Origin of the sequence: Bacteroides sp. Marseille-P8574, from assembly GCF_902825465.1 — a bacterium.
Lineage (GTDB): Bacteria > Bacteroidota > Bacteroidia > Bacteroidales > Bacteroidaceae > Bacteroides > Bacteroides uniformis.
The window spans coordinates 769,987-794,178 of sequence record NZ_CADEBE010000001.1; the positions used below are offsets into that span (position 1 = coordinate 769,987).

Sequence of the window (24,192 nt, forward strand, 5' to 3'; positions counted from 1 at the left end):
ATGTTTAGATGGTTGATATTACAAATATAACGATTTACACCATAAATGGTTCCCGCCAGTCCTTTATTATCTTTGCTTGACGTAATTATTATCCGGTCAGCGGTTTCGCTTCAAGAATAAACGGTTAGTAATTGTTTGCGGCAATTCATTCTCATAGTGGGTTACCATAATCATCGTTTTATCCCGACGATGGCAGAATGCCTCTATAATCTTCTTGACCCGACGGCGGTTGTATGTATCGAGTCCATGAAGCGGTTCATCCAATATCAGCAGTTCCGGGTCCTTGACAAAAGCACGTGCCAATAATGCCAGACGCTGTTCCCCGCTGGAGAGTTGCAGAAAAGGACTGTCTTTCAAGGCGGCAATACCGAAAATCTCCATCCACCACTCACATACCGACATCTGTTCGGCATGAGGACGTTTATACAATCCGATGCTGTCGTGCAGACCGGAAGCGACAATCTCTATGGCAGGCAGATTCTTCAGATAAGCACGATGCATTTCCGGACTGACATAACCGATGTGTTTCTTGATTTCCCAAATACTCTCCCCCGTTCCGCGCTTCCGTCCGAAAAGACTGATATCGCAGGCGTATGACTGCGGATTATCCGCACAAACCAAACTAAGCAAGGTAGACTTGCCGGCACCGTTCTCGCCACTCAGCGCCCACTTCTCACCACGCATCACTGTCCAATCCAGCTCCTTCAGAATGGTACGGTCATCGTAACGGATGCTAACCCCGTTCAATTTCACCACTTCGTCCGAAGTGAAATTCGCATGTTCGTAGGGCAAATCGAGAATACGCCGCTGCAATTCCTCCAACGCTCCGGCCTCTTCTTGAATACGCATCTGATTGCCCGCACGGAATGCCTGCACATACTCCTCACGTTCCATCTTCTCGCCCACCTTCATGTCCTCTACCGGCACAACGTGTGTAACAAATGAAGGTATGTCATCCAACATGGAAAGCACAAGAACAATCTGCAACTTGCCTAGCCGGGTAAGCCGCTCCAGCAAATTTAAAAGCAGTTCACGGGTAGGCGCATCCAGCCCTATGAAAGGATTGTCCATGATAAGAATTCGGGGAGCAGTCAGCAAAGCTTTAGTCAACTGAAACTTGCGCAGCTCCCCACTGCTGAGAAGAATGATTTTCTTGTCAAGCATCGGCTCTATGCTGAAAAGTTCAAATAGCTGCCGTCTCAAGGCATCGTCTTTTACCTCTCCCAGCACTTCGCGTACTAGCGGAGCATCCTCTTGGTCGTGGGCATTCCAACGCTGTTGATAGTAATAATTGGCATCGGCAGAACCGTAAGTATCACGGAAGGCAATGTATCTGATATTGTCATAGGCAGTTTTCGTGAGGGAGGGAGAGAAATCATAGGTAAGCTCACCATCACGCAAAGGATACTTTCCCGTCAGCATATCCACCAGGAGGCTCTTTCCGGCTCCGTTCGGTCCTACAATAGCAATGTGTTCTCCTGCCAGAAAATCAAGGGTGACAGGCTCTGTCAAACGAACAAGCGGGTTGCGTACTACGCCCCCCGCTATGTGTATTGTATGTTGCTGCATCATCCAATCATCATTTATACATAATCAGTGCCGATTGGGCCGGAACAACAACTTCGGGGCCGTACAGTGTGCCCAAACCTTGTTCATTGATAAAGCCATCCTTGCAGACCACTGTATATTTACCTTCGGGTACGGTAAGTTTGGCAGGCTCCTTACGGGCATTCAAGACTACTATAATATCTCCCCATGCATCACCGTTGGCATTTTCTTTCAGACGGTAAACCACCACATTGCTGCCGTCAACCGGTAGAAATTCCAAATGCTTACGCACCAAATCCGCATCACCCATACGGAAAGCCGGATGCTTCTTACGAAGCTGTATCAAACCTTTATAATAAGCAAATACATCTGCATGCTCCGCCTTTCGTCTCCAATCAATCGCATTGATGGAATCGGGACTCTCAAAACTATTGTGCACTCCCTTCTTGTCACGCATCACTTCCTCACCGGCATAAATAAACGGTACACCCTGTGAAGTGAATACAGCTGTTTGCGCCAGTTTGTCAAGCTTTGCCAATTCTACGGGAGTAATACCCGGGATACTTGCTTTCAGCCTATCCACCAAGCACATATCATCGTGACAGGAAACATAGCTGATCATCTGTGTAGGTTGTTCCGCCCACGGAGCCTTACTATAATTCACAGAGTCATTATTTACTTGCGGATGCCTGATGGCTCCTACAATACCAAACTTTATGCTCTCCTCTCCTCCCGGCAATCCGGCAAGGAAAGCACCTTGATGATTGTCATTGAACGGACCGCGCAAAGCATCACGCATTTCGTCAGAGAAAGCAGCAACACCCGGCATCTTATAAGTATTGGCTTTCATTGCCAGAGAATCTTCCGCCATCTGTGGAGCCGATGCCGCCCATCCTTCACCATATATAAATATGGTCGGATCTACAGACGCTGCCGCCTTACGGATTTCGTTCATTGTCTCGATGTCATGGATACCCATCAAGTCAAAACGGAATCCGTCAATGTGATATTCATTAATCCAATGTAATACAGACTCTATCATGTATTTACGCATCATCGGACGGTTGCTGGCAGTTTCATTGCCACAAGCCGAACCGTCTGCATACGTTCCGTCCGGTCGCTGACGGTAAAAGTATCCCGGCACTGTACGTTCAAAATTACTGTCGGATGTATTGAAAGTATGGTTATACACCACATCCAGAACAACACGGATACCTGCTTTGTGCAAAGCCTGCACCATCTGCTTGAATTCCCGGATACGAACATCCGGTTTGTAGGGGTCGGTAGAATAAGAGCCGTCAGGCACATTGTAGTTCTGCGGATCATATCCCCAATTATACTTGTTCTCGTCCAGCCTTGTCTCATCAACGGAGGCATAGTCATAAGACGGAAGGAGATGTACATGTGTCACTCCCAATTCTTTCAGATGGTCAATGCCGGTTGCCAGCTTGTCGGGACTTACCGTTCCTTGTTCTGTCAATGCCAGGAACTTTCCTTTATGCTCAATACCCGACGACGGGTCGATGGACATATCACGATGGTGCATTTCATAAAGAATCACATCGGCAGGAGAGGCCAATGCCGGACGTTTATCATCTGCCCATCCTTCGGGGTCCGTGGATTTCATGTCGATGATGGCGGCACGCTTTCCATTCACCCCTACAGCTTTGGCATTGATACCCGGAGTGTCCCCCAACCACTTATCATTGATTTTCACATTGAATGTGTAGAATTTACCTATCAAGTCCTTTTCAACTTTAGTTTTCCAAGTTCCTTCTTCAGAGGATTCCATTGAAATAGTTTCATAGGCATGCCCTCCGTCTCCTGCTTCGAACAACATCAGGCGAACTTCATCCGCCGTAGGTGCCCACAATGTGAATTGCGTGGCAGCAGGTGTATATTCCATCTCTGTCAGACTACCCGAACGGACAGGGTAAAGTTCGTACGAAGCATACTCCGTCTTCGCGGGAGTGCAGCTTACAACCGTCGTTGCAGCCACTCCAATGATAGCAAGTTCATTCAATTTCATGATATTATTTTTAGATTCTACATTTCAATTCTTATCACTTCTTCACCTTATCCGGATTTTTGGCAATAAAGTCTTTCCAGCCATGATAGCCTTTCTCCACCGTGGGACGCCCCATCTGCAGAAAGTGACAATAGGCAGCAGCAAGCCCGTCCGTTGCATCCATAAAAGTAGGCATATCCTCTTTAGGAAAATGCAGCATACGCTGCAACATGTCCGCCACCTGTTCCTTGGATGCCTGTCCGTTTCCGGTGATGGCCATCTTTATTTTTAAAGGAGCATATTCCGTAATGGGAATATCCCTACTCAAAGCAGCTGCCATTGCTACGCCTTGCGCACGCCCCAACTTCAACATGGACTGTACATTCTTTCCGAAGAAAGGGGCCTCAATAGCGAGCTCGTCAGGCAAATAACTCTCTATGATACTCAGTACCCGTTCATGAATATGGCGTAACTTCAGATAGTGGTCTCCAAATTTGCGGAGGTCGATAATTCCCATGGCTATCATTTCCGGCTTGACACCTGCCACACGCAATACTCCATACCCCATAATGGTGGTACCAGGGTCTATACCCAATATTATTTTCTCTTTGACCGGTTGTATCACACTATTACCTCCATCAATGTAGGAAAGCCAATCACTTTATCTTTAAAGATATTCAGTAATTCCTCGTTCAGTTTCACTCCTTGCTCTTGATGCCAACGATGCAGTTTGGCAGAGTTTTCCACCTCAAACTGAACAGAATAGCAGATGCTTCCTTCTTCAATATGACTCAAGATACGGGCTATACGTGGAGCATACAATGTTCCGTTCTTTTCTACCTCGGGAAGATAGTGTTCCTGCATCCATATCAGGAAGTTTTTGTCTTCTCCTTCCTCTACATGATAAGTGGTATTATATATCAGCATAACTTATTTTTTCAAATTCTTTCGCAAACATAGCAATTATTTCAGAATAATGCATTATATTTGCACCATCAAAAACGAAAGCAAGCCTGCAAACGTTGGCAACGGGGCGTTAGCTCATCTGGCTAGAGCGCGACACTGGCAGTGTCGAGGTGATGAGTTCGAGTCTCATACGCTCCACGAGTAAGACATACAGCAATAGTTGTGTGTCTTATTTTATGCCTATATGCCTAGAACACCCTATTATGGCACATTCTGAAACATCAAATAATGATTCTATTAAGAAAGCTGAAACAATGATTTCAAACAATGAAATCAAACAATGTTTTGTCCAAAAGATACCCCCCTACCATAACCTAGTAAAACCTAAAGAGACAAAATCAATAATGTTTTACTTCATAGTAAAAATCAAAAACGAACAAGTGCGTACATCTACAAGATGTAAGGTACCCCAATCAATGGGAGAAGAATAAAGCCAAAGTAAGTAAACTGCTTCCTAAACTAGAATCAAATAATAATATGATCCTTAATAACCAAATCAAAATATCATTGATGTAAGTTTTATCTGTGCCATAACAACAGATTTGCTACATTAGCGAATTTTTATTCTTGTCGGGACGGGTGGTCCCGACAAGAGCGCTGGCCGTTCCCCGACCGATGAATTTAAAAGCGTAAAACAATCCGCAATATATTTTGATTGTTCACAGCTTATTGAATAAGAGTTTTCTTGTTTCTATGTTTTATGAATTTAAAAATGAATTGTACTTTCTGCTTTTTTATTGGGATATACACGAATAGTTCTCAAAGGGGTGCAACCATCTATGGCTGTGAACTGGTATGCCCCGTTTCGTACTTTCATTACATCCAGCTGAGCCCTCTCTCCTAGAATTTCTTTACTGTATCGTGTACAGGCTGACTTTTTACGTCGTTTCACAACAGTCTTGACTTGATGCTTTTTTAACACATACCACACCGTCATGGCTGAGAGCTTTATTCTCTTCCTAAGCAGATAGTTGGCAATCCGTTGCGCTCCCCCATCTTCTCGTCTCACGCAGATTAAGGATAGTGGTTTCAATTTCAGGTGTTATCTTCACATTGGCAAGTCTTGATGGACGTTTAGACTTATCGGACAAATCCGACTTGCCTTGTTCTTTCTCACGATTTATCCAAGGGTATAACGTGAAACAGGAATCCCTCGCCGAAGGGCAGTCTTTGTCATAGAACCCGTTTAACCATATAGCTCAAGCCATTTTTGGCGCATCCGTATTTTCCGTATATCTTCTTTCATGCTACGAAGATACGGATTAAGATTTGCCTACGAAAAGAAAAAGTGTAGCGTATCTATTGATACTTTACAAATTAATCATGCTAAAAAGTATGCTTTTAAAAAATGAGTATGCCGATGATGGAATGTTTCATCGGCATACTTAAACCCACAATCTTTTACCAAATATGCAATTTGACAATCTCTGGCATTTTCGAATAGATTCTTTGAAGGAAAACTATCCGATTATTCCTACAGATCAGTATCTCACATCGCGCACACAGAACACACCGGCTCTGCCGTATTTTTTCCGTTCTTCCTTGTCTTCCTCCACCATGCCTCTCTCATCTGAATAGTAGCGCATCATATGCATTTCTACCCGGCGAATTTTCAGCAACTCCCCTTCCGAATCGGTCTTCCAATAGTTCAGTATGTAGCCGGTAGGCGTATATTCGTGTCTACCGGGATAATAGCGGCTGTAAGAATACGCCGTACGGCAATGGAACACGGCGCAAAGCCGGTGCTTAAAGTTATGATTCCTTTTATCACTTAAATCGCATGTCAGACTGAGTGGGTTGTACCAGCCGTAAGCATCACCTACGGCATCCTCGTCTCCCGGCTTCACCATGGGCGAGAAAGGCAGGTTGTCCTCATCCTGGAAGAAGTTGAATGCCAGCTGAATCAATGTCAGTTCGCGTTCATTGGGCAAGCGCCACGCTCCGGCGGGGGTCACTCCGTCTCCTGCTTCGTGATAGTCTTGGGCTATGGTAAACTTATCTCGTTTGGCATTGTCTATCTCAATAAGTTTCAATGTCGTACCTGTCCATGTTACCTTACTGGGAGTATCTTTATCAAATCTCAGGTGACTCGGGTCAGTGCACTCAAATTCCGCAATCGTATCCATCAGCATGGGTTCTTGTGCCAGCTGGAATTTCTTGTACAGACGGTTCTGCGTATCGCGTTCGTTATGGGGCTGAAGCTCCCGGTAACTGAACGAGCGCATGGCTTCGTCCGCCAAAAAGACTTCCAGCGTACGGCTTGCTTCATCGTATTTGTAATAAGGAGACGAAACTTCCCTGTCCATCCTGCCACTCACGACTCCGCTTCCCAAGCTCCTCACACTAATCATGTGTCTCAGATACGTATGACTTATGTATCCTCCCAGTTCCGACCATATTGTGGAATAAGAACCGTGTGTACTGGCCGTATATCCCTGTACGGGATTGTCGGTTATCTCTTTCCCTTCCGCTCCTATATATATATCGAAAGACGCTTTCCACAAGGCGGCTTCTTTTGCCATGGCAGGCTCTCCCAGCCACATACCCACCAATTGCCCTATGGCAGGTACATACCAGCGCAGTTCTTCCTCGTCCAGATAGCCGTTGCCGTTCAAATCACGGTTACGTATCAGCATGATAACCGGATCGTCGGCCTGTCCGCTAATCGGTCGGGATTCCTTCAGACTTCCATCTTTCCTCAGTATAAAACCGGATAGGAAAGGTGATGTTTTAAGCCCCCATTCCATACCATGTATATTACAATTTCCAACCTGACCATCCAGCTTTTGCCAAGTATTCTTTCTGCCGTCCCAAACTTCCCTCTGGTCCGATTCTGGCTCATACAGGATGGCCGTCTGCTCTTCCACCGACTCCAAGCCGAATTTATTGAGAGTCTCATCGTTCATATCATAGAAGCAGGCAATGGAACGTTGTTTCAGCGTATAAACCGACTGCGACACCGCGCTCTTACCATCTTGGCTGAACTTGAGGTCCGTAGCAAGCGAGAAGATACGGTCCTTGCAGTTGATAAAATCTTTCAGATGCACCGATGCCGTAATACGCGGGTCGGGATGTTTCTCATAAAAGTTCTCATCCACAAAGCAGGTGTAGTACGCCGAATCCTCCTTGCTTGCATAAAACTCATCGAGCGCATCGAACACACTTTTCACCTTGTCAGGATGATAGTATTCCAGGAGATAGGGGCTTTCTTTATCCGGTTTTGTTCCATTATAGAAATAGTTATCCGGTGTCTTCTCTCTCGCAAACTCCAGCCACGCCAGATAGCCTTGTGCCACATCTTTGGTAATACCGAAACTGCTCACGGATACACATTTGCCTTCCGCACCTCCGTCGGGGGTACCTTTAGGATAATACATCACCCCCATGACCCCGAAAGGTGTGTCGGTATACAGATAGACACCATTCTCAATGTCTTTCCGCATGAATTTCATCTCCACCTGGTCAAAATGGGCATCGATATGTGCGAAAGCCTCATGCTTGAACACCACTCCTTCCGCTCCCGGAGTCTTTTCGTTCTCATCTTCCACTTCCACCACTATATCATCCACTCCGTTGATGGTTACATTATACGTATAGTGATGGTCGCGCTCCACGCTGAAGTGATTGAGGTCTTTCCCGAAATTACCCAAATGGATATAATAACGGACATCGGCAGCAACCGTCTTGTCTGCATTTTCAAACCATCCGGTCAGTTCAATATAAGTAGAAGCTTTCGGAGCAAACTCAAACTTGTAGTGCCCTTTGTGATTATCGGCATTATCAGCATGAAAATCATCGGGAGCGGTCTCTTCCGTATTTTTATTGTCGGCAGTCTTCACCACCTTATCCCGCTGCCTGTATTCGGTAATCTCCACGCCGGATCTTACCTTGCGTATGTTCTCCGGCAGGTATATAGTAAAAGTGAGAGAATCCAGTAAACCGAAATTCACCGGCTTGGCATCTTCCACCAGGATACGGTCCCGCTCTTCTTCCGTCCACGCCTGTGCGGTGGGCGACACATAATGAGGTATATGGCGAACCGTGTAATCTCGCGCCGTAAACTTCACTCCTTTACCTTCCCTGATATTCATTGTAATCTTGCTCATCAGGCGTTTCAGCACAAACGAGTTGTCTTCATCGTGTTTACCGTCCGGCAACAGTATATGAGTTTTTCCCTCTTCATCCGTATAACTGATTTGTCCCTGTTCGTTCACATGACATAATCCTGTATTGTTGTTCACCATACCCGTAAGCGGCAGATAACCGTCTACGCTGTGTATATTTCCGTTCCACTTCGGGGTTGCTTTTTCAAAAAACTCCGCCTGAGTGCCCAGCGCATCCCCACCCGATACTCCCGGAAAGAAATTAAGGAACGAACTTTGCGCATTGCCCAACAGATAGATGTATACATCACCCACCGGAACATAGAACTTGATTTCACCGCATGTAGGGTCGTCATTATCGGCGATCCATCCGCCGGTAGCACCTTCCAGCGGCTTATTGGACGGATTGGAGAACAGATGATAGGCCAACAACTCATTTTCTTCCGGATTGTCGCTCTTCGCTTCATATACAAAAGCCATCACGCCCGAAAGCTGGGAGTCATAATCAATCTCTCCACCTGCCGCACGGGTTGTAATCGTGGTAGTGATGCCACGTCCCACACCGAACGGAAGCCTCACCTCCACCCGCTTGTCACGGTCTACTCCCTGCAAGTAGTTTCCTTCGATGAACTCATCGGTGCAAGATGCAAGCGACAGGAGCGCCAACAGTCCCGCCACTAGAATATGATTCACTGTTTTTTTCATCATGCTGTATATTTTTGTCTGTTATTCGTCTGCCTAATTAAATTCCACATCTCCGCCTCCGGTTTCCCACGGAACAATCATCCAATGTGCTGTCATAGCCACGTGTCCGTGCATGGAAATAACGGAAAACAGCCGCAGGTTCATGTTGGCTTCCACTTCGGGCAAAGCTACATATTGCATATCAGCCTCATGTCCTTCCGTACCGTCACTTCCCACTTTATGTTCATGCGACAGTATTTTCAGATAATATCCCCTTGAACTCTCAGCTGACGGATTCTCAGGATAACGGTCTGCAATTTCATTGGAGTTGGCAAACAGATAAATCGGTTTGGCTGGCATCCACTGAAAGTTTTTCGTGTCTGTATTCCCGGCATGTGCCAAAGCCTTAATCTCGTTGATATGGGTCTTCTCCTGCAAGTTCTTTTCATACTCCTCATATTCCGGTGTCCCTTCTTGCGGAGCGATTTCCGGTTCCTCCGGCCATCCCGCACTCAGAATTACCTTGCCGTTCTTCTGATTCTTCGAGTCGGAATTTTCACCGGCTCCCTCCAGAAAATTGAAATCTCCCGTATATTCGTACTTCTCTTTCGGAAACAGATACCCGTATTCCGGCATATTGTAGAGATACAACCCGCGCCCCATATAGAGCTGCCCCTCTCCGGCGTCTGCCACATCCGCCTTGGCAAAGTAAAGCTGTAGCTTCGCTATGCTGCGTTTCAGTTCCAGGTTTATCTCCTGATTATCGTGCGTAACTGTTCCACGATACTTACAGGTCATTGGCACAATGGCAGAGCGGTATTTTTTTCCCGTTTCATCCTTGTCTGTTGCCGTTCCGCCCGACACATATTCCGCTTCCGGCAGCCGGCTGAAAGTCAAAGACTCCAGTCTGTCCGGCACTACTTCCAAGCCTTCGACCGGATGTACTCCCCCGACAGTCTCACCGGGCAGTACAAAAATGTCTCCCTTGTTTTCGCAAAGCAGTTCTCCGGCCTCCTGCTCGTTGGCCACTGCATAAAACCAGACTTCTCCTTTCGGCAATTTCCATTTAAAAGTATGAGCCGGCACATCCTCCCCGCCATAATAATACCCCACCGGGCTGCCATTCTGGAAAGCATACACCCTGAGCGTCTTCACCTGCGAGTCGAAATCATCCGTTTCTGCCGCCCTTGTATCGATTGAAAATTTCACCGTCACCGGTTCTCCCTTTCCGGGAAACATCCCTTCCTGCCCGTCCGGTGCACAAGCCGTCATTATCCCCGCCGTTGCGGAAAACATACATATATATGAGTATTTCAGGATTTTCATATCTTCTCCTTCCTGTTTATGAGATTACCAATCTGCCGAAATATCCTTGCTGTCCCAATCGCCCACGTTCACTTTGACAGTAATGTCGACATCGGCAGCAGGCAGCGTTATTTTATAATGGTAAGTGTTCGACTTTATCCATTCCGTTGTCAGGGCCGCATCCAGGTATACCATCGCTTCTTTTGCCTCCGACAGCGGTTTGCCGGCATAGGCATACTTAAAGGTTACCGCCACATCCTCCGTCACCGGCTGCGGCAACAGCAATACGCCATCCAGCACGGTAGCGCTGCTTCCGGCTTCTATCCGCACGCTCCCGCTGCGTACGAAAGGAGTTTTCTCTTCCGTACATTTCACCCGGTTTTGCCATGTCGAGTTTTCCGGCGTCCACAGCAAGTCACCTTTATAGTCCACACCGAAAAGTCTGATGTCCGACACTTCCGCCTGCTTCTCTCCGGTACGGACAGTTAATTTCACCTGTGCCAGTTCATGTTTGAATGCCAGAAGCACGGGCGCCATCGTTCCGCCACCCTCATAAGTCACGTCTGTCTCTGTTGCCGTCATCAAATCCACTGCATCCTTCCCCATTCCGGAAGAATCAAAACCCGTAACCCTGAGTTCGCCCTTGTCGTTGCAGGAAACTTCGGTAGCGACACCAATCTCTTTCATTTCTTCCGGATGCACCGCATAAAAGTCATAAGGCCTGCCTACAGCCCAGAAACGTTTCTCGCCATAGTTTCCCGACGGAGTAACCGAAGCGGCATCGAAAAACAGTTTCGGCCCGTCGCTTTCCCGTACCCATCCCCACAGTGTGAAATTATCCATGCCCTCCTTGTCACTTTCCACCACGGCGCGGGTGGCAACTTGTGTGCCAAAGGCAATCGGCACCTGTTGTTCCGGATTGTTTTCTCCCGTCATGCTATCGGAACAGCCGGCAGCGACCAACATGGCCGTAACAAGAAGAAAATCCTTTTTAAAATTAAGTCGCATAGGCATTTATTTTTTATTTGAATAAGTAGTGACCGGGAGGGGAACATTCAACCCCGCCCGGTCTGTTATATTTCCGCAACCCGACGGATGGAAAAGACAGGTTTGCGGTGGTTCAGTTTATTTTCCGGGGTTTGAATCAGGAACGCTTACATCGAGGTCCTGAGGATATTCAACAAAGTTATCCACAGTTACGTCGAATGTGATAGGAACCAAAACAGGTTCAGGATCCGGATTTTCGGGATCAGGGTTAAAGCCGCCGCCCTCACCAAAGATAAGGGTATAAACATAACGCTTGCCCTGCTTCCAGACTTGTTCGTTTTTTCCGCTTATGTCCTTAGGTTCTCCTACCAGGGAGACGCCCACCCATGCGGTTTCCTCTTGTGAGTCCTTGTCTGGCCACAATTGTACATCAGATGCCGTATCTACCAGCTTGCATTTAACAAGCACACGTGCTGTCCCCGTGATTTTGTACTCCGGATTTTCATCTGTTCCACCGGTCTTCGTAATCCAGGGATTCAATGTCTGCGGCAAAAGGAGCAGTCCTTTGTAGTCTTTACCTATTTTAACGGTCAAGTCCCGTAGAGGTGCTTCTTCAGAACCTGTAAAGCCTGGTTCCATAATCGGAGTAATCTCAGCGTCATAGTGGTTCTGTTTTGCGTTCTCTTTGTTATATGCGATATCCCATGTTCCCCATGAGTTGTCAGTTTCCGTATCTTGTTCAGTTCCCTGCCATCGGGTAGTAGTGCTCAAAGTCGGCCAGGAGAATGTACCCTGTTTCTCTATTCCCTCCACTTTCACTGCGTCTACGAACACTGTCAGGTTGGAACTGGTGTTCTTGATTCTGAATACAATCTGTGACAGGGCATGGCGGAAGTTGACCGTAACCGGTTGTTTGCCCTCATGTTCGGCTTTCTTTTCAGCCAGGTTCAAGGCATAAAGCAGGTCCTCATCGCCGGGTACCTCATAGCCGGTAATTTTCTTGTCGCCATCTACTGTAATGTCAACATTACCATTCTTCGTATCCATCGGACTATAAGAATAGAAATCCACAGTTGATTCCGGCCAGAATTTGGTATCACCGTATGTCCATGTGTTGTCTGCTTTCGTCACATCATGATTCATATACTCCAGTCCTTGTGTAAAGGCATACACGTGGAAGTCCTTGATACTGTTTGTCGTAGTAGCTTCACTTCCTGCACGGGTAGCTTTTCCTGCCACGGTATTAAAGGTAATGCCGTCACCTTGATTCATTTCTATCGTTTCATCATTGGTACATGCCGTTACCAATGCCATGGCCGATAGTGCCATCAGAATTGATTTCGTCTGCATAACATTAAAAGATATAAAAAACTACATAATGATATCGTTTTCGACTTCCACCCAATCATCAACCTCCACATCAAATCCCCCCTCGTCCGGAAGCGGTTCCGGAAAGTCCGCATTATCAATGATGATGTGCACATGCTTCCTGTCCGGTGCTTTATGTACTTGGTCAGTCACATCAAAGGTTGTATAGAATTTCTCCTTATTGGAATACCATACATAAAACATCATTTTGTGCGGACGGGCATTCTCTTCATGATGACCGAACGTATAAAACTTACCGGTCATTTTCGAACTCTCGGGGTGGAGTTCTGTTTCGAAGGGGACTGTGACACACTCCCTGTCCAGTTCCTCGTTGGCAAACAGCATGGAGGGAGCCATGCTCGACAATGACCCGCAAGCCTGCGTCATATACTCCATGTTCTTGACATTACGGACCTCATAGGTGTAGGTACATATCAGTTCGGCAGGATAAAGCGTGATGACATGCTCGCTACTTTCTATCCATTCGACCTTGTCTTTGTCTGTAAAGGGAACACATTCATAACTTAGCCCTGATTCGGTGATTTCCACATTTCGGGCGTTACTTCCCCACATCATGTCAGGGCAGATGACGACACGCTCGTCTTCCGAACCTTTGGCCGGAGGCGCATAATGGGCACCGTTACCGTAAATACTCTCAAAAACGTTACCGTTCCGCGTATATCCCTCATGGGTGTCAAATCCTTCCATACCTCTGAACAGTAAAGACTCCGTGTCATTATTGTAACAGAGCATCCGGTACCTTCCTACTTTAATCTCTACCGGTCCTCCGTCTTTCCCTGCAAAATCGAACCGGACCGGATATCCGCCTTCTTCAGGATAGAAATACACGCACATTCCCTCAGGATTGGCCTGCGGAGCGTTCTTCCAATCAAAATCCACTCTGACCGTAGCCACATGCGGATGATGGAAACAGAGTTCCTTGTGCTCGCATGAGAAAAGAATCATGGTCAGCAGTGTGTAAACAGTCATTCGTATTCCGGTTTTCATCGTCTGCCTCCTTTCCCTTTGTTGAAGTTTCCCCTGCCAATCAGCCATACCAGCGATATTTCCGCCTTAGTAGGGCCGAACCAGTGCCGCTCCTTGGTAGCCTGCCATACGTAGCAGTTGTCTATGGGGGTATATTCATAATAGGTCCCCCCCCAATACCCGACAGCGATAGTGAAGTCAATATTCAGTCTGTATGCCACCGGCAACGAGTAGCCGTATTCCACACCTGTGGAATAGTTCATTTTGTCCCAGAGTGTTCCTCCGGGTTTTCCACCCATATAGCCTTTTCCCCCTGTTTCAAAATCATAAGTAAAAATCTGCCCGTAGAGTCCCACATGATGTCCCGTAAGAGGCTTTTCCTTGGCGGCCTTACCGAACCATTTCCGAATGGCTATGTCACCGCCATAAGTTCTCCAGTACCAGTGCCGCCGGTCTGTTTTCCACCAGGCATACATCCAGTTAGCACTCATACTCCAGTCTTTGCCAAGATAAAATTCCACACCGATATTCGGTACGAGCAATGCGTCGTACAGCATATTTGTCTTTACGGCAAGATACAGCTTACGTGGCTGCGTAGGTATGTATGGGACAAGGGGGAGAGGTTCTGTCGGTTTTGGTTCGGGTATAGGAAGCTTGAAGGGAGGCATTGGCATGGGGGCAATAGGATTCCATACTTTCTCATACCATAGATATAACCGGGAGGCGCGCAACTCCGGAAAATATTTTTTATACATATACCGATAAGGTGCCCCACCATGCAGTTGCTGTATCCGTCGCAGATGGTCACCTTTTGTAAGATTGTCATTTGCCGCATCCTCTGCCAATTCATGCAATAAATGTAGCGTTTCTTTCCGGTAGGGTAGTTCCCAGTCATCACTCACCAAACGGATTAGACCGTTCCAGTCTCTCCCGAGGAACACGTTCGTTTTCAAGGAGTCGGGTAGTTCTCCATAACGTGAAAGATAGTCAAACAGCACATTGGCTCGCTTTACAGATAAACGTCTGTTTAGGAGAATGCTGCCTTCCGGTGATGCTCCACCCACTACCTGGATACGTTTCAGTTGGTAAACAGAGTCCGCATAGCTTGTCCGCAGACTGTCTGCTATCCGGTCCAACGCTTCTCTGTTGTTTCTATGGGATGGTTCCAATACAGAATATCCTTGTCTGAAATAGATTTTTACCGAATCCTGTATCTCTTGTGCCTGGATATGGCCTACATAAAATATCAGGAATACAAGTAAGATTTTATTCGCTTTCATATTGATTCCATATTTGTGTACACATTACCAATACACCTCTAGGAGAAAAGCATCACTGTTTATTTTGTGGAGGGCATATACTTTGAAGTGCTTATGACATTTTACCAAAACACCTTCGCTTTTTACAAGCTGTTTTCTCATGACTTAGGCATATTTACTCCACCAATTCTCCATGGTAAATAGACCTCTCTTCATAAGAGAGGTACGTCTTCCGAATACATAAATAGTAATTGACTGATTACTAAAACCATTCAGGAGTGTATATTAGAGTGATTGTTTTTTATTTTACACACTATGTTGAACATTTTGGGAAACAAATCATAAGAAAGCCACAAAAAAAGTTTATTTTTTACTTTATTTTTTAGTTTTTTTGTATCTTTGCAAACGAAATATACATCTCTTATGAAGATAAAGTTACGATGGTTACTCTATTTCAAGTTTTATAACTAAAGATGTACATCTCTTATGAAGATATGTATCTTTTTGAATGGCTTTGATATTCTTTTGTCATATTCGTTAATGATTATTATATAAATCACTTTATTCATATAGACATCAAAATGAGACTATTTGCCGTGTCTACAATAGATGCATCTAAAGAGGCAAGATAAATTCGGGTGGTTTGCTCCGAATCATGTCCCAATGCTTCACTGATAACAGATAAAGAGACATTTTTACTTTGAGCAATACTGGCCCATGCATGGCGGGCAACATAAGTAGTAAGTGGAATACCCAAACCCATCTGTTTGCCAATGTGTTTCAAATTTCTGTTGATACGGTGCGCTTCATTTTGGTATTGATGCCATTCGTCCATACCATTATTTCGAATAATCGGTAGTAGGTAGGGAATATCAGAGGTGTCGTATTTATCAATGAGTTCCTGCATGGGTTTTTCCCATTTGATAAACAATTGCTGACCGGTTTTATGTCTCCGGTAAGTAAGGATCCCATTTTGCAGGTCTTTCTTTTTCAAGAATGCCATATCCACAAAGGACATTCCACGTGTATAAAAGCTGAATAAAAAGATATCCCTGGCAAAGACCAGTGATTTTTTCGTCAAATTTAAGTCTCGTATTTCCCTAACCACATCTAAGGATACAGCACGTTTCCTTGTTTTATCAATGCCAGTATATACATGCTTAAAAGGATTTTGTTGGGCAACAAAACCTTGTTCTACCGCACGATTATAGATAGCTCTGAGATTACGCATATAATAGGAACTGGTGTTCGGACAAATGCCATTCCCTTTGAGCCAGCTTTCATAAGCTATCATCTGATTGGAGTCCAGTGCATCCAACGAGACATCACCACGGTTATTCAAGTAACGTTCAAAGCTATTCAAGGCACTCTGATAGGTACCCGCTGTACGTACCTTGCCTATTTTCCTCAATTCAACCAGCAGTTCTTTTCCGTATAAAAGGAAAGTGTAATTTCCTTCAGGAACAGTGTAAAGCTCTATGATGCGTTCCACAGTGAAAGGAGCATCTTCCTGAACCAAACGGTTGATGCATTTCTCTATTTTAACAAGGTCTTTATCAATTTGCTTTTTTAACGCAATAAGATAGTTTTTTCGATCTTCTCCACTTCCTGCCGAGACATCGATTTCACCGGAAGCAGAAATCCACTCACTTGAAAACAGTTTGTAACCGGTACGGATATGTCGTACCTTACGATGATGGATTATTTGATAATGAAGCGTTCCCTCTTTGAGGATAATGGATGAAGGGCTGAATTTTACTTTTACACTAGTCATAAACAATCAATTATTAGTTTAATACAGAATTATAAAAACAAGAAGCAATTCAAAATACTTCAAACTGTTATGTATACTTCCTGCTAAACTATTCTTGACTGATAAAAGATGCTTTATCTAAAAAAACGTCGCTTTAATGGCGTAATTATAAAGTGTATATTCGTGCAAATCAAAAGCTTTCTGTGCTCAAAGATAACGAAAAAACAAGCTTCAAAACATTTTTCCAAAAGATTCTTCATATAAAAATTGCAAGGACAAAGATCAATGGCAATTAAGAATTTGGATTGCATATTCGTGCCGGTTGAAAGAATAGACCGATAATCTGAATATCCTTCGGTGACTATCACTAGACTGTACGTTTAGTGCCAAGTTCGATATCGGGAGCAAAATCAACTGAAGGTAAAGATACCGTCTTGTCTTTTGTTGAGGAAACCAATTTACCGCTTAACAGAGAAATGACAAACTGCACTGTAACCAATATCAATAAAGATAATTTATTAAACATGACTGTCCGCTAAAACTTTTTGCTAATACAAAAATAGAACTGGTATCTCTTTTGAGATATCAGCCCTTTAGTTACGTTTGAGTTGCCACACAAAAAGGAGGGGGAGCAAAGCACATTCTGCCATTCATGCAAATGGATCCTTGATGCTGATAACTATTGCCTCGTACGCATCTATATCTATCTACATACACGTTTTTTTCAACATGCAACGCGTGTTACCCGGGTTCACTGTTCCTTTTATCCTTTCTGTATAGCTACTGCTAGGATTGTGCAGTTAGCTGATGCCTAACATGCTATTCATTTCTACTTCCTACATCGATTACTTACAATGTTTCAGTATGGATATAAACCAGGTGATGTTTCAAGGAAACATTATGACCAGACTATTTTTCCTTGCAGGCACCCTCGTAAATTCCCGGAATGCAGCAATATATACCATATATTGGGGGAGTTATTCCTCTCCTATCTTGTGTACCATTGCTCTAGAAGACCAAAATTGGATGAGCTGAATATGGGCAGTGTATTTCGTTTTACTCTCTGTAGCCTTGTAAATTGTAGGAACTAACTGAGGACTCACTACATTGACTGCACCTTTCGTTCTCTCTGCATGGCTGACAATGGGAATACAAAACCTCTATCTCTTTTTCAAATTAGGCAGAAAGCAAGCCACCAACCCCAACAAAGGCATAAAGGCACATACATTATAAACAGCCTCTATACCATACTTATCTGCCATACCTCCCAATATAGCCGAAGCGATACCGGCAATTCCAAAAGCGAAACCAAAGAACAACCCGGAAATCAAACCCAACTTATTAGGCAGCAATTCCTGTGCATACAGCAATATGGCAGGAAAAGCGGAAGAAAGCATCAGACCGACACAGAAACTCAGCACTACCGTCCATGCAAGCCCTACATGAGGCATCATCATACTGAATGGAGCCGTTCCAAGAATGGAAGCCCAGATAACATACTTACGCCCAGCTCTATCACCTACAGGGCCTCCCACCAATGTTCCGATGGCAGTGGCTACCAGGAAGACAAACAAAAAGAGCTGTGAGTCCTGAACAGTGACACCAAATTTATGGATCAGATAGAATGTATAGTAACTCGTCAGACTTGCCATATAGATATATTTGGAGAAGATAAGTATCAGCAGAATACTTATGGCAAACACCGTCATCCTTGAAGAAAGGGGACGTTCTATCTTTCCTGCCACGAGCATCGGGCTTTTCTTGATGTGGTTCAAGTAGGAACGGAACCAACGGCATATAGGAATCATCACCACGATGGCAATCAAGGCAAAAGCCGTGAAAAAAGCAATATGTCGCCTCCCATAAGGAGCTACCAGTAAAGCCACCAGCAATGGTCCAAGCGAGCCTCCCAAATTCCCACCCACTTGAAACAGAGACTGCGCCAGTCCGCGTTTTCCGCCAGAAGCCAGAAAGGCAATGCGCGACGCCTCTGGATGGAGTACAGATGAACCGATACCCACAATGAATACCGAAGCCAGCAGCCAATACAGATTAGTTGCAAAAGCCAGATTCATAATGCCGACCAAAGTAAAGCACATACCTATTGGCAATGACCAGGCAATGGGGCGCTTATCAAAGAACAATCCCATTAGAGGCTGAAACACGGACGCCGACATCTGATACACCAACGTAATCAGACCAATCTGGGCAAAACTCAAGGATAAATCCTCCTTGAACAAAGGGTATATCGCCGAAATGACCGATTGCAGCATATCGTTCAAGCAATGCGAAATACTCAATGCTATAAGAATTGGAAAAGCAATTCTACGGATAGGAGGTCTCTGATTCTGTATCATCTTATATTGTCTATTACAAAAACGGTGCAAAGGTACGTAAAAAACATATATCCAATCCACATTAAGACAAAACTCCCCGATTCCCTGCGCTGTTCAGCCGAGAATCGGGGAGTTTAATCTTTACCGGTCATCTTTATCAGTTCAGCAATCCCGGATTGGCTTCTATGGCTTCTTTCGGAATGGACAATGTATAACGGGCATCATCTTCTTCGAGTACATAACGCGTACCACCAAGCACTTTCTCCAAACGTGGACGAGTGGAACGACGAAGGTCAAACCAACGATGTCCTTCAAAAGCAAGTTCACGGGCACGCTCATCCAATATTTCCTGTACCAACGCTTCCTTATCCATAGCGTTGACAGCAATAGATTTTGCTTCGTAAGCCTCCGGTGCATAACGTTTCCGCATCAATTCCAGCAGGCGGGTACGTGCCTGAGGCAGTTGTCCTAGTTGAGCAGCAGCCTCAGCAGCCGTCAGATATATTTCACCTACACGGAAAGTACACAAATAGTTGTTACTTCCCGCCTTCTTGTTCTTCCTGAAACCTTTTTCATCCGCTTCAGCAAAATATTTATCCAGCCGAAGGTCGTTCTCAGCATAAAGGGAGAGAAAAACCGGAGTAGCCAGAGCAGCCCCATTGACTGTACTACTCAAAGGTGTCTCCAGCGGAGTGATATTCTCTACGGAATTATAATTGTTAGGAAGAGTTGCAGCGTCATCATTCAAATCTACCAATACAGACTTCACGGCAAGCACTGCTTCAGCAGCATTCCAAGCTGCTTGCCACTCACCCTTGTAAAGGGATACACGCGACTGAAACGCCTCTACCGAAGCTGTATTGAAACGATATGAATATCTCTGCTCCCATTCTGCCTCCGTAACCAGTTTGCGCGCCTCATCAATATCTTCTTGGATGGAAGCATAAACTTCTTTCACTGTATTGCGTTTCAGGACTTTCTCCAAATCAGTATCCAGTTTCAGCGGCACCGATTTGGTATCCAAAGCTCCCTCCTTAGTATAGGGCTGTCCATAAAGATTTACCAATAAGAAATGTACATAAGCACGGAGCATATACGCTTCTCCTACAAGCTGATTTATCTCTTCTTCAGTACCTTCTTTGATATCACTCTTGCTCTCTATAACATGATTGGCAATAAAAAGCACATTATAATACTTGGCCCATTCAAACGATGAGGTATAGGCATTGGGGGCAAGATCGTTCCAGCGCTCTATATCCATATAATAATTTTGATCATATTCATTATCCCGAACCTGCATCTCGTCGGAACGGAAACAAGCCATTCCCCGGTCACTGAATTTACTCACGTCCTTATAAGAACGGGCAAGCAACGCCCTATACTCAGCCAAAGAATTAGGAATGACACTACCGGTAGGCTGTATATCCAGATAGTTGTCGCATGCCGCAAGCAGAAGCATGCAGGCCATTATCATCAGACTTATTGTTTTCTTCATTTTCTTTCTGCTTTTGAAGTTAGAAATTCAAGTTCAAACTGAATGTAACCGACTTGGGTACGGGAGTTGCATAAGGATTGTACATCGACTCCGGATCCATGTAGTTATTATATCCCGAACCAAACACGAAGAGATTGCGTCCTTCAACAGATACCGTTGCCGAGTTCATTCCCAAACGCTTTGTCAGGAGTTCAGGGATACGGTAACCCAGACGCAGATTCTGCAAACGTACGTAGTTCAGCTTCTTCACCCAGATATCCAAATCTCTCCAGATGGTTTTAGAATCATACCAAGAGTACTCTTCCGGGTTGGAAGCACTCAGCATAAATGCCGGAAGCTCCGCATTCGGGTTTTCCGGAGTCCAGCGGTTCAGCACATCAGCATTATAGTTCTTGCCATAATCCGGATTGATGATGTCATAAGAGGGCTGCGTACGTACGTACCCACCAAACGTCAAAGAGAAATTGACATTCAACTCCCAGTTTTTATAGCTGAAGGTATTAATCAAACCTCCCGTATAAGGAGCATCGCTACTCCCGATATACGAATAGAAGGTCCTCTCTTCGGCTGCAGTTACATCGGAAGAGGCAATACCTATCCCCCACTCATCTTTCAGGCGGTAGAGTTCCTTCAAGGTCACTTTCTCTCCCTCCGGATTATAGAACATCATGTTACCTGTTTCCTTATCTACACCCGCAGTCTTCAGTGCGAAAATTGCTCCTACTGGATAGCCTTCACGCCCCGGAGTGGTCTGCTGTTCGGGAATATTTTCTTGCAGCACCTTATTACCGTTATAAGCAAAATTGAAATTTGTATACCAAGAGAAATTCTTCGTCGTTATGTTACGGGTAGACAAGCTGATTTCCACACCTTTGTTCTCCATACTTGCCCAGTTGACGTTCATAGAAGTAAAACCCGTCTCCAAAGGAAGCATGCGCAAAGCTATTAAATCGGTACCCTTACGGTAATAATAGTCCACACTCAGATTGATAGCCTGGTTCAATACAGAAAAATCAAAGCCTGCATTGACTGATTGCGTCTTTTCCCAACGCAACTTCTTATTGGGAGCGGAATTAATAACAATCATATCTTCCGACACACCGGGCAGAATACTTTCCGATCGGTAAGTACCCAGCAGGAACGGAGAGGTATTCTTATCAATATTTCCCTGCAGACCGTAGGATGCACGGAACACCAGGTTGTCCACCCACTTGGCCTGCTGCATAAACGGTTCTTGTGACAGACGCCACAATGCACTGACAGAATAAAGAGGAAGATAACGGTACTTCTTATCCACACCGAAAAGGTCGGAACCGTCAAAACGGATACTTCCTCCCACCGTGTAGCGGTTCAACAAAGAGTAAGAGGCCGTAGAGTAGAAAGATACATAAGCATTCTCCTTATACGTTGTCTGATGGAGCGGGAAAGACGTGGCGTAACTTTCGTTGGGGAAAATCACCGGTTTGGTCGTCAACGTCTTGCGGTCGAAGCCATACCCTGCCGAGAACAAGGTTTCATACCAAGTCTTGCGTAGTTCGGTACCCGCCATCACTTCCAACTCGTGAATATCATTGAAACTGTCACGATATTCTCCCATCGCCTTCCAGGTAATTTGTGAATTGGAATTCTCGTATGACTTCTGCATCCCCCCTTCGGGTAGAAAATGCTTCGTTTCCCCATCCTGAGAGTATTCGCTCAACTTGTAATAATAACGCATGGCATAACTTTCCCAGTCTGCTATCTCTTCTCTGGAAGTCTTTTCCAACTGATAACCGAACTGGGAAGTCAGCTTCCATTTGTCATTAAAACGAAGTTCCGCATCAAATATGGACGAAAAAGAATTCACTACGCTTTCATTGGACGTGTTCCGACGTTCCTCAAAGATATTAAACCCTAAATCCTTATCGGTATTATTCTGAATATCATAATCGTAATTATAGTTTCCATTTTCATCGTAAAGCTCGAAATACGGATTAGCCTTGCGCGAATAGAACACGGGATTGGACATGCCATATGCATCTGTCAGATAATTGGTATTTTTACGACGATTGGCAAACATGGAGGCACCCACCTTTAATATATTGTTTACTTTGTAAGACGTCTTTCCTACCAGGTTAAAACGGTCCATACTCACACCGTCCACATTTCCATCTTCTTTGTAATAGCCGAAAGAGGTATAATAAGTAACTCTTTCCGTACCGCCGGAAAGACTCAGATTATATTCCTGGCTGAAAGCATCACGGAAAAGAACATCTCCCCAGTCTGTATTTATATTCTTCAAACGGTTGATAGCAGCTTGCGTCTCACTGCTCAGAGCATCCCATCCTCCATTCTGAAAGGCAGACAACTCATTGTAATTGGAAAGAATATTATATACACCTCCTTTATGATTGTCCGGAGAATAGTTGTTACGGATCATATCCATTTCCAATCCTACTTTCTCCGCTGAGTTCAGCAAGTTCAACCGGTCAAGGCTCAATGTAGGAGTATAGGTAAATCGGGATGAGAAACTGATAACCGGTTTACCGACCTTCCCTTTCTTTGTCGTAATCACAATGACGCCATTGGCTGCACGCGCACCATAGATGGCTGTGGCTGCCGCATCCTTCAGAATGGTGATATTCTCAATATCCGCCGGATTCAAGCCCGCAATGGAAGATTGTTTCATGTTGGTGATGTCATTCAGTTCATCCGGTTCAGGAACATCCGTCCCCTCCAAAGGAATGCCGTCCAGCACCCATAAAGGGTCTTGTGTACCATTCAACGAAGCGGTACCGCGAATGCGTATCTTTGCCGGAGCACCCGGAGCACCTGAAGTCGGGCTGACAGAAAGTCCGGCAATTTGTCCGGCAAGTGCCTGATCAATACTTTTTACTGCACCAATAGTCTCATCCGATATATCCAATTTGGACACCGCTGCCGTCAGCTTGCGACGCTCCACCGTCTGATAACCCGTCACAACAACGGCATCGAGCATTTGGGAAGATACATGAAGTGTTATTTCATAAAATTCCTTCCCCGGAACAAGCTTTACTTCCAATACGTCATACCCCACGTAGCTACAAAAGAAACGGGTTATCCCGGCAGGTATAGCTATAGAGAACTGACCATCCACATCAGTAATAACCCCCATTGTAGTCTGAGCACTTCCCGCCTTTTTCAAGTCTTCCGGAGTCACATAGATGGAAGCACCGATAAGCGGTAGGTTATCCTCTGAAGATATTACTACGCCCTGGACTTTTTTCTCTGCAGCAAAAGCAGATGACAAAACTCCCACAAGGCATAGCAAAACGATTAATACACGTTTTTCCATGCGTTACATATAAAATTAAATTAATACTCAAATTAGGGATTAAGGATTAGCGGTTAGTTACTAACGACTTATCCCTAACC

General features: G+C 45.1%; 15 protein-coding genes and 1 tRNA gene. 2 read left to right on the forward strand and 14 right to left on the reverse strand.

The genetic code is table 11. The features are described 5' to 3' along the window. Positions 1-96: 96 nt before the first annotated feature. From HUX74_RS03405 to HUX74_RS03420, 4 genes are read right to left on the reverse strand one after another with little or no spacing between them, the layout of a single operon-like run. Positions 97-1,569: an ATP-binding cassette domain-containing protein gene (locus HUX74_RS03405; RefSeq protein ID WP_174646737.1), complete on the reverse strand. Its 1,473-nt coding sequence runs from the start codon at positions 1,567-1,569 to the stop codon at positions 97-99. A gap of 10 nt (positions 1,570-1,579) precedes the next feature. Continuing rightward, entirely contained in the window at positions 1,580-3,577 is a 1,998-nt protein-coding gene (pulA, locus tag HUX74_RS03410; protein WP_174646214.1) for a type I pullulanase, read from the reverse strand. A 34-nt stretch (positions 3,578-3,611) separates the two neighbouring features. After that, the gene (gene ruvC / locus HUX74_RS03415) at positions 3,612-4,181 is read right to left on the reverse strand and encodes a crossover junction endodeoxyribonuclease RuvC (RefSeq protein ID WP_005826381.1); all 570 of its coding nucleotides are present in this window, start codon (positions 4,179-4,181) and stop codon (positions 3,612-3,614) included. Continuing rightward, positions 4,178-4,483, reverse strand: a complete 306-nt coding sequence (locus HUX74_RS03420) for a DUF4286 family protein (protein ID WP_005826379.1) — start codon at positions 4,481-4,483, stop codon at positions 4,178-4,180. The genes ruvC and HUX74_RS03420 overlap by 4 nt, the downstream gene beginning before the upstream one ends. Before the next feature lie 103 nt (positions 4,484-4,586). Here HUX74_RS03420 and HUX74_RS03425 point away from each other — a divergent pair. Beyond that, positions 4,587-4,660: transfer RNA gene (locus HUX74_RS03425), tRNA-Ala, on the forward strand. A gap of 65 nt (positions 4,661-4,725) precedes the next feature. Further along, entirely contained in the window at positions 4,726-4,953 is a 228-nt protein-coding gene (locus HUX74_RS03430; protein WP_117601196.1) for a hypothetical protein, read from the forward strand. Positions 4,954-6,003: 1,050 nt separating this feature from the next. Here the strand turns inward: HUX74_RS03430 and HUX74_RS03435 are convergent. The 10 genes from HUX74_RS03435 to HUX74_RS03480 form a co-directional block, all read right to left on the reverse strand. After that, on the reverse strand, positions 6,004-9,333 hold the full coding sequence (locus HUX74_RS03435; RefSeq protein ID WP_226791131.1) for a DUF4906 domain-containing protein: 3,330 nt from the start codon (positions 9,331-9,333) through the stop codon (positions 6,004-6,006). 30 nt (positions 9,334-9,363) lie between these two features. Then, positions 9,364-10,635 (reverse strand): FimB/Mfa2 family fimbrial subunit, encoded by a 1,272-nt coding sequence (locus tag HUX74_RS03440; RefSeq protein WP_117966218.1) that lies wholly within the window; start codon positions 10,633-10,635, stop codon positions 9,364-9,366. Between the two features lie 24 nt (positions 10,636-10,659). After that, entirely contained in the window at positions 10,660-11,622 is a 963-nt protein-coding gene (locus tag HUX74_RS03445; RefSeq protein WP_174646215.1) for a fimbrillin family protein, read from the reverse strand. A gap of 117 nt (positions 11,623-11,739) precedes the next feature. After that, positions 11,740-12,951: a fimbrillin family protein gene (locus HUX74_RS03450; protein ID WP_117601192.1), complete on the reverse strand. Its 1,212-nt coding sequence runs from the start codon at positions 12,949-12,951 to the stop codon at positions 11,740-11,742. A gap of 21 nt (positions 12,952-12,972) precedes the next feature. Beyond that, the gene (locus tag HUX74_RS03455) at positions 12,973-13,959 is read right to left on the reverse strand and encodes a DUF5119 domain-containing protein (protein ID WP_252195242.1); all 987 of its coding nucleotides are present in this window, start codon (positions 13,957-13,959) and stop codon (positions 12,973-12,975) included. 14 nt (positions 13,960-13,973) lie between these two features. Continuing rightward, positions 13,974-15,236: a DUF3575 domain-containing protein gene (locus tag HUX74_RS03460; RefSeq protein WP_138344758.1), complete on the reverse strand. Its 1,263-nt coding sequence runs from the start codon at positions 15,234-15,236 to the stop codon at positions 13,974-13,976. A gap of 544 nt (positions 15,237-15,780) precedes the next feature. Then, positions 15,781-16,989 carry a site-specific integrase gene (locus tag HUX74_RS03465; protein ID WP_117966224.1) on the reverse strand — a complete coding sequence of 403 codons (1,209 nt, stop codon included), beginning with the start codon at positions 16,987-16,989 and terminating at the stop codon, positions 15,781-15,783. A gap of 1,139 nt (positions 16,990-18,128) precedes the next feature. Then, complete coding sequence (locus HUX74_RS03470) at positions 18,129-19,325, reverse strand: MFS transporter (protein ID WP_117601188.1); 1,197 nt, start codon at positions 19,323-19,325, stop codon at positions 18,129-18,131. A gap of 136 nt (positions 19,326-19,461) precedes the next feature. Next, positions 19,462-20,799, reverse strand: a complete 1,338-nt coding sequence (locus HUX74_RS03475; protein WP_174646217.1) for a RagB/SusD family nutrient uptake outer membrane protein — start codon at positions 20,797-20,799, stop codon at positions 19,462-19,464. 19 nt (positions 20,800-20,818) lie between these two features. Then, entirely contained in the window at positions 20,819-24,112 is a 3,294-nt protein-coding gene (locus HUX74_RS03480) for a SusC/RagA family TonB-linked outer membrane protein (protein ID WP_117601186.1), read from the reverse strand. Between the last annotated feature and the right edge of the window lie 80 nt (positions 24,113-24,192).

Bases quoted from the DNA above. Each gene is read 5' to 3' on its own strand.
- HUX74_RS03445 (WP_174646215.1), bottom strand. From the start codon at position 11,622: ATGCGACTTAATTTTAAAAAGGATTTTCTTCTTGTTACGGCCATGTTG.
- HUX74_RS03420 (WP_005826379.1), bottom strand. From the start codon at position 4,483: ATGCTGATATATAATACCACTTATCATGTAGAGGAAGGAGAAGACAAA.
- HUX74_RS03475 (WP_174646217.1), bottom strand. From the start codon at position 20,799: ATGAAGAAAACAATAAGTCTGATGATAATGGCCTGCATGCTTCTGCTT.
- HUX74_RS03480 (WP_117601186.1), bottom strand. From the start codon at position 24,112: ATGGAAAAACGTGTATTAATCGTTTTGCTATGCCTTGTGGGAGTTTTG.
- HUX74_RS03440 (WP_117966218.1), bottom strand. From the start codon at position 10,635: ATGAAAATCCTGAAATACTCATATATATGTATGTTTTCCGCAACGGCG.
- HUX74_RS03450 (WP_117601192.1), bottom strand. From the start codon at position 12,951: ATGCAGACGAAATCAATTCTGATGGCACTATCGGCCATGGCATTGGTA.
- pulA (WP_174646214.1), bottom strand. From the start codon at position 3,577: ATGAAATTGAATGAACTTGCTATCATTGGAGTGGCTGCAACGACGGTT.
- HUX74_RS03455 (WP_252195242.1), bottom strand. From the start codon at position 13,959: ATGACTGTTTACACACTGCTGACCATGATTCTTTTCTCATGCGAGCAC.
- HUX74_RS03470 (WP_117601188.1), bottom strand. From the start codon at position 19,325: ATGATACAGAATCAGAGACCTCCTATCCGTAGAATTGCTTTTCCAATT.
- HUX74_RS03405 (WP_174646737.1), bottom strand. From the start codon at position 1,569: ATGCAGCAACATACAATACACATAGCGGGGGGCGTAGTACGCAACCCG.
- HUX74_RS03430 (WP_117601196.1), top strand. From the start codon at position 4,726: ATGGCACATTCTGAAACATCAAATAATGATTCTATTAAGAAAGCTGAA.
- HUX74_RS03460 (WP_138344758.1), bottom strand. From the start codon at position 15,236: ATGAAAGCGAATAAAATCTTACTTGTATTCCTGATATTTTATGTAGGC.
- HUX74_RS03435 (WP_226791131.1), bottom strand. From the start codon at position 9,333: ATGATGAAAAAAACAGTGAATCATATTCTAGTGGCGGGACTGTTGGCG.
- HUX74_RS03465 (WP_117966224.1), bottom strand. From the start codon at position 16,989: ATGACTAGTGTAAAAGTAAAATTCAGCCCTTCATCCATTATCCTCAAA.